Source organism: Cyanobium sp. T1B-Tous (assembly GCF_024345475.1).
Taxonomy (GTDB): domain Bacteria; phylum Cyanobacteriota; class Cyanobacteriia; order PCC-6307; family Cyanobiaceae; genus Cyanobium_A.
The window spans coordinates 1-5,136 of sequence record NZ_JAGQBE010000120.1 but is presented as its reverse complement, the minus strand read 5'-3'; the positions used below and the strand labels follow the sequence as shown (position 1 = coordinate 5,136).

Below are 5,136 nucleotides of genomic sequence, written 5' to 3'. Positions count from 1 at the left end.
TCATTCGGATACCGGTCACTGGATACCGGAGCTCGTCGCCGATCACCTTACGGGCGCCTGTTCTGGATCGACGCCCCGGGGGTGCACTGCTGACTCTTTGAACACTCCCAATGGCGCCGGGAGCTGAGCTTTGGTGATGTGTTGGATTGACAACAATGTGCGCCCAGCGTTCTCGGCGCTGCTGCCAGCCATGGCTGGGGCCCCCGTTTCACCCCGCCAGCTCACTGAGTTCGAGCCAGCGCTCCTCGCCGCAATGGATGCGCTCCGTTAACGCGGCCAGCTCCTGGGTGAGTCCCTCAAGGGCGGCGTAGTCGCTGCCTGAACTGGCCAGGGCCAGCTCCAGGTCACAGCGCTGCTGCTCCCAGACCGGCAGGTTTACCTCCAATTCGCCCAGCTCCCGGCTCTCCTTGAAGCTGCGCCGCCGCGTCTGGGCCTTGCTGGCTTGGGGCGCTATCGGGGCTGGATTCTTGGGGCTCTTGGGCGCGGCCTGGCGGGTAGAGCTCGCTTCTAAGTAGGCGCTGTAGTTGCCCTCAAAGCGCTGCAGCTCGCCATTCTCAAAGCAGAACAGCCGATCCACGGTGCGATCGAGGAAGTAGCGGTCGTGGGAGACCACCACCACGCAGCCGCGGAAGTCTTCAAGGAAGTCTTCGAGCACGCTCAGGGTCTGTACGTCCAGGTCGTTGGTGGGCTCGTCGAGCAGGAGCACGTTGGGGGCCTCGATCAGCAGCCGGCAGAGATGGAGCCGCCGCCGTTCGCCGCCGGAGAGCTTGGCCACCGGTTGGTGCTGTTGGGCTGGTGGAAACAGGAAGCGCTCCAGCAACTGGGAGGCGCTCAGCTCCTCGCCGTCCACTGCCACCCGACTGGCGGCAGCTTGAACCACCTCCAGCACCTTCTGGTCGGGCTTGAGCAGCACATCGCTGTGCTGGTCGAAGTAGGCGAGCTTCACGGTGGAGCCCAGCTCCAGGCTGCCGCTGCTGGGTTGGCGCCGGCCGGCGATCACCTCAAGCAGGCTCGACTTGCCCACCCCGTTTGGGCCAATGATGCCGACCCGGTCTTCCGGGCTGAAGTCGTAGCTGAAGGCGCGCAGCAGGGCCCTGGTCTCAGGTCCTTCGCCCACACTCACCTCCAGGTCCTCGGCGGTGATGGCCCGCTTGCCGAGCCGCCGGCTGGTGGTGGCCAAGCTCACCTGGCCGCGGCCCTGCCGCAGAGGTGCCTCCCGCATCGCCTCAATTCGCTGGATACGGGCCTTCTGCTTGGTGCTGCGGGCTTTGGGACCCTGCCTTAGCCAGGCCAGTTCCCGCCGCAGCGTGCCCTTGAACTTGGCGGCTGAGGCCGCTTCAGATGCCTCCTCTTCAGCTTTATGGGTGAGATAGGTGGCGTAGTTGCCGTCGTAGCTGCGGGCCAGGCCCCGATCCACCTCCACGATCCGGCGGGTGACCCGATCGAGCACGTAGCGGTCGTGGGTCACCAGCACCAGGGCGCCGGAGAAGCGCTCCAGATAGCTCTGCAGCCATTCCACCCCGTTGGCGTCGAGGTGGTTGGTGGGTTCATCCAGTAGCAGCACGTCCGGCTCGGCCACCAGGGCTGCAGCCAGGGCGACCCGCTTGCGGTAGCCGCCGGAGAGGTCGCCCACCTTGCGTTCGATGTCGGCGATGCCTAGCCGCTCCAGCACCTCGCGGCACTGCTGCTCCAGCCCCCAGGCATTGAGCTGATCCATGCGGCCATGCAGGTCGCTGAGCTGGGCCAGGGCGATGGCGTTATCGGGGCCATCAGCCACGGCCTGACTCAGGGCCGTGTGCTGCCGCAGCAAAGCCATCTTCTCGCCGCTACCGGCAAACACCTGCTCCAGCACGGTGTGCTCGGGGTCTAGCTCGGGCTCCTGATCTACGAGCACCACCCGGGTGCGGGGGGCGCAGCGGCGCTGGCCGCTGCCGAGGGGCTCATTGCCCGCAAGCACCTTCAACAGGGTGCTCTTGCCGGCCCCATTGGGACCGATCAGCCCGAGCCGCTCCCGCTCGCCGATGTGCAGGGTGAGACCCTCGAACAGGGTGCGAATGCCGAAGTCCTTGCTGGCTTCCACCAGGCTTATCAAACTCAAAGTGCAGCCTCCTCAGCTGCGCCAGCTTGGCCTTTGAGGTAAGCAAACACGCTCTTGTCGCCCACATCTGCCGCGGCGGGCATGGGAAACTTGCGTAGGCACAACACCAGTAAAAGCCCGCTCTCCAGGGCCAGCAAGGCCGTGGTGATCGCGCCTGGAAGTAAGCCGCTGAGGTGGCCCAGCAGGGCGATAGGCAGCAGCAGGGTCACGCCGATCGCCTCCGGCCGCCTGAAACAGAAAAATTCCTTGAAGCCAACCCCCGCCAAGGCCGCAAAAAAGGGGCCAATGGCCAGGATCCAGAGGGGCTGGCTGGCCAGGGCCGGCAGCATGGCGCCGGGGCCGCTGCGGATCGCCAATGCCAGGCCCCCCAGGCAGCCCAGTAGCCAGAAAAGCTGCAGGGCCCGGTGCAAGGGCACTAAGTAAATGTGAATCCAGCGTAGGGCTAGGCCCAGTCCCGCAGCCATCAGCAGCATCCAGGGCCAGAGCTGGTCGGCTCCCAGCTGCCGCCACTGCACTAGCAGGCCTGCTTGGCCAACGGCCACCGCCGTGAGGGCAAGGCGGTAACCGAGCACCTCCCGCCGGTCGGTGGCGTCAATCGTGTAGGTGCCGTACACCCCTTCAAATATCGGATCAGTCATGGATGGTTCTCGCTGCTTTCCTGTACTGGTCTGCCTTGCACCAGTGTGGCGAGTGGCGGCCCGGCCGGGATGATTCCCGAGGGATGGAGGGGAAACAGGGCGCCGAAGTAATCGCTGCGCCAGGCCTCCGGGAAGCAGGTCTCGGCCACGCCGGGCAGGCTGTAAAAGCGCCGGCGCCAGTCCCATAGGGCTGGAAGCTGCCAAAGGGGTATGCGGCTGCAACCGAACAGGGGCGCATAAACCAGCTCCAGCCGGATAAGGGTCGGGAAAAGCCCTATATCGGCCAGGCTCAGTTGGTCCCCACTTAGCCAAGGAGATTGCTCCAAGGCCCCATTGGCGTCCAGAAGCGCCGCAAACAAGGCCGCCTCGGCCCGGTCGTAGGCGGCCTGGGTGCGGGCGAAACCACAGCGGTACACCCCGTCGTTGACGTCGCCCTGCAGCCGCGCGCGCCACTTCTCTGTGGCTGCCTGCTGGTTATGGGGCTCCAGATCGGGCCCTGCTGGTGCGGGCCAGCGGTTGAGCAGCTCGATCAGCCGGGCGCTCTCCGTAACCAGGATCCGCCTCTCACCGCGGGAATAGAGCGCCGGCACCGTGGCCCGCTGCCCCGGATCAGCGCCGGATTGCTGGTAGAGCTCGATTAAGCTGGCGCAGCCCTCGAAGGGCTCGGCAAAGCGCCAGCGCCCCTCGGCTGGATCGGGGTCCACCACCACCAGGTTGATGCTGCAGCCCAGTTGGCGCAGGCTCCACACCAGCCAGGCCCGGTGGGCCCAGGGGCAGCTGCGCCCCACAATCAACACGTGCCCATCAGCCGCGCCGGCTTCGCTGGGCAGGGGCGGCAGCGCCGTGAAGGCTCCGCTGGGGCGGCGGTAGTTGCCCTCGGCATCGGCCGGTCCCAGGCCGCCCATGAGCTGGTGCCATTGCCAGTGCCAGATCGCGCGGGCCGTGCGCACCAAGGGGGCGGGGGGAGGCATGGTTGCGGGGGCGGCAGAGCTCTGAATCTGCGTCAGGCTGGGGCTGAAATCCATTTCTGGCCTTCTTCTTTTTGATCAGCCAAATCGTCAAACCGGCCCAGGTGCTGGTCGTGGCCGGCACCCACGGCAATGAACGCAACTCCCCCTGGCTGCTGGAGCACTGGCGCCGCCAGCCCGAGGCCCTGCAGCGCCACGGGCTTGATGTGGCACTGGTGCTTGGCAACCCAGCTGCCCACAAAGTCAATCAGCGCTATGTGGAGCGGGATTTAAACCGCTGCTTTTCTCCCGAGCTGCTGGCGGATTCCTCGAGAAACGAAGCTGATCTGCAGCGCGCTCGCCAGCTGCTCGCTTGCCATGGCCCTGATGCTGAAGCTCCTGCGCTGGTGGTGCTCGACCTACACAGCACCACCAGCGCTATGGGTAACTCCTTGGTGCTCTATGGCCGGAGGCCGGCCGATCTAGCTCTGGCGGCGGGTTTGCAGGGGGAGCTGGGGCTGCCGATTTACTTGCACGAGGCCGATGCTTCCCAAACGGGCTTTTTGGTTGAGCGCTGGCCCTGCGGCCTGGTTATCGAGGTGGGTCCGGTGCCCCAGGGGGTTATCCAGGCTCAGATCTGCCGTCAAAGCCAGCTCGCCGTTGAGGCGGCCCTGGCCGTGTTGGCGGCAGCCCAGCGAGGCCGCCTGAGGCTGCCGGCTGAGCTGGTGGTGCATTGCCATCTGGGCAGCTTGGATTTGCCGCGCCATCCAGATGGTTCACCTGCCGCTTGCCTGCATCCGGAGTTACAGCATCGCGACTGGCGTCCCTTGCGTGCGGGAGATCCGGTGTTTGTCGATCCCTGCGGCAAGGAAATTGGCCTGGCCCTACCGCCGGATTTGGCGGGGGAGTCCGTTTGGCCCGTCTTTGTGAATGAGGCCGCCTACGGCGAAAAGGGCATTGCCCTAAGCCTCACTCGCAGGGAGTGTTGGCCGGTTGGGCCTGACTGGTTGCTGGCTCTAACAGACATTGCCTCCCAGTTGGCTCAACGCGGGGCGCCGTTGTAATCGATGCCAAGGACGGTGCTCCCGTCACTGGAGATGCGGATTTCGGTTTCCACCGAAGCCGGCAGATTTAGTTGCTGCCAGCCAGGGGCACCGCCTAGGAAGCTAAAGAGATAGCCATCACTGGTTGAGCTGATCAGGCATTTGTTGCCGGCGTTCGCCGTTTCAAACATGCACTTCTCTGGTCGGTAGAGCCCCAAGCCCCCGTTGCTCTGCACTGCGGTGTTGCGAGCCAGGTTGAGGGCCCGCACGGCGCTGAATGGAACGGGTGCCTCCGCCTGGGCCCGGGCCGGCGCGGAATTCACAAATGACAGGCTGCCAGCGCCCAGGCAACTGGCCACCAACAAGCCACCCGCCAGCAGTCGCGGACTTAACAACGCCGCTACTGAAGC

At 65.5% G+C, this 5,136-nt stretch carries 5 protein-coding genes; 1 reads left to right on the top strand and 4 read right to left on the bottom strand.

Annotation, left to right across the window (positions count from 1 at the left end):
* Window positions 1-208 precede the first annotated feature (208 nt).
* Genes KBY71_RS14990 through KBY71_RS14980 form a run of 3 tightly spaced genes read right to left on the bottom strand, consistent with a single transcriptional unit; the run spans window position 209 to window position 3,707 of the window.
* Window positions 209-2,098: an ABC-F family ATP-binding cassette domain-containing protein gene (locus KBY71_RS14990; protein ID WP_254929683.1), complete on the bottom strand. Its 1,890-nt coding sequence runs from the start codon at window positions 2,096-2,098 to the stop codon at window positions 209-211.
* Window positions 2,095-2,736: a DUF2301 domain-containing membrane protein gene (locus KBY71_RS14985; protein ID WP_254929682.1), complete on the bottom strand. Its 642-nt coding sequence runs from the start codon at window positions 2,734-2,736 to the stop codon at window positions 2,095-2,097. The genes KBY71_RS14990 and KBY71_RS14985 overlap by 4 nt, the downstream gene beginning before the upstream one ends.
* On the bottom strand, window positions 2,733-3,707 hold the full coding sequence (locus KBY71_RS14980) for a glutathione S-transferase C-terminal domain-containing protein (RefSeq protein WP_254929681.1): 975 nt from the start codon (window positions 3,705-3,707) through the stop codon (window positions 2,733-2,735). The genes KBY71_RS14985 and KBY71_RS14980 overlap by 4 nt, the downstream gene beginning before the upstream one ends.
* 71 nt (window positions 3,708-3,778) lie before the next feature.
* On the opposite strand from KBY71_RS14980, the gene KBY71_RS14975 reads away from it, so the two are divergent.
* Window positions 3,779-4,747: an aspartoacylase gene (locus KBY71_RS14975; RefSeq protein WP_254929680.1), complete on the top strand. Its 969-nt coding sequence runs from the start codon at window positions 3,779-3,781 to the stop codon at window positions 4,745-4,747.
* Here KBY71_RS14975 and KBY71_RS14970 read toward each other — a convergent pair.
* A complete protein-coding gene (locus KBY71_RS14970) occupies window positions 4,726-5,049 on the bottom strand; it encodes a hypothetical protein (RefSeq protein ID WP_254929684.1) in 324 nt (107 codons plus the stop codon). The genes KBY71_RS14975 and KBY71_RS14970 overlap by 22 nt on opposite strands.
* Between the last annotated feature and the right edge of the window lie 87 nt (window positions 5,050-5,136).

What these genes read in the sequence shown, in the direction of transcription:
- KBY71_RS14980 (WP_254929681.1), bottom strand. Translation starts at nt 3,707, where the DNA reads ATGCCTCCCCCCGCCCCCTTGGTGCGCACGGCCCGCGCGATCTGGCAC.
- KBY71_RS14985 (WP_254929682.1), bottom strand. Translation starts at nt 2,736, where the DNA reads ATGACTGATCCGATATTTGAAGGGGTGTACGGCACCTACACGATTGAC.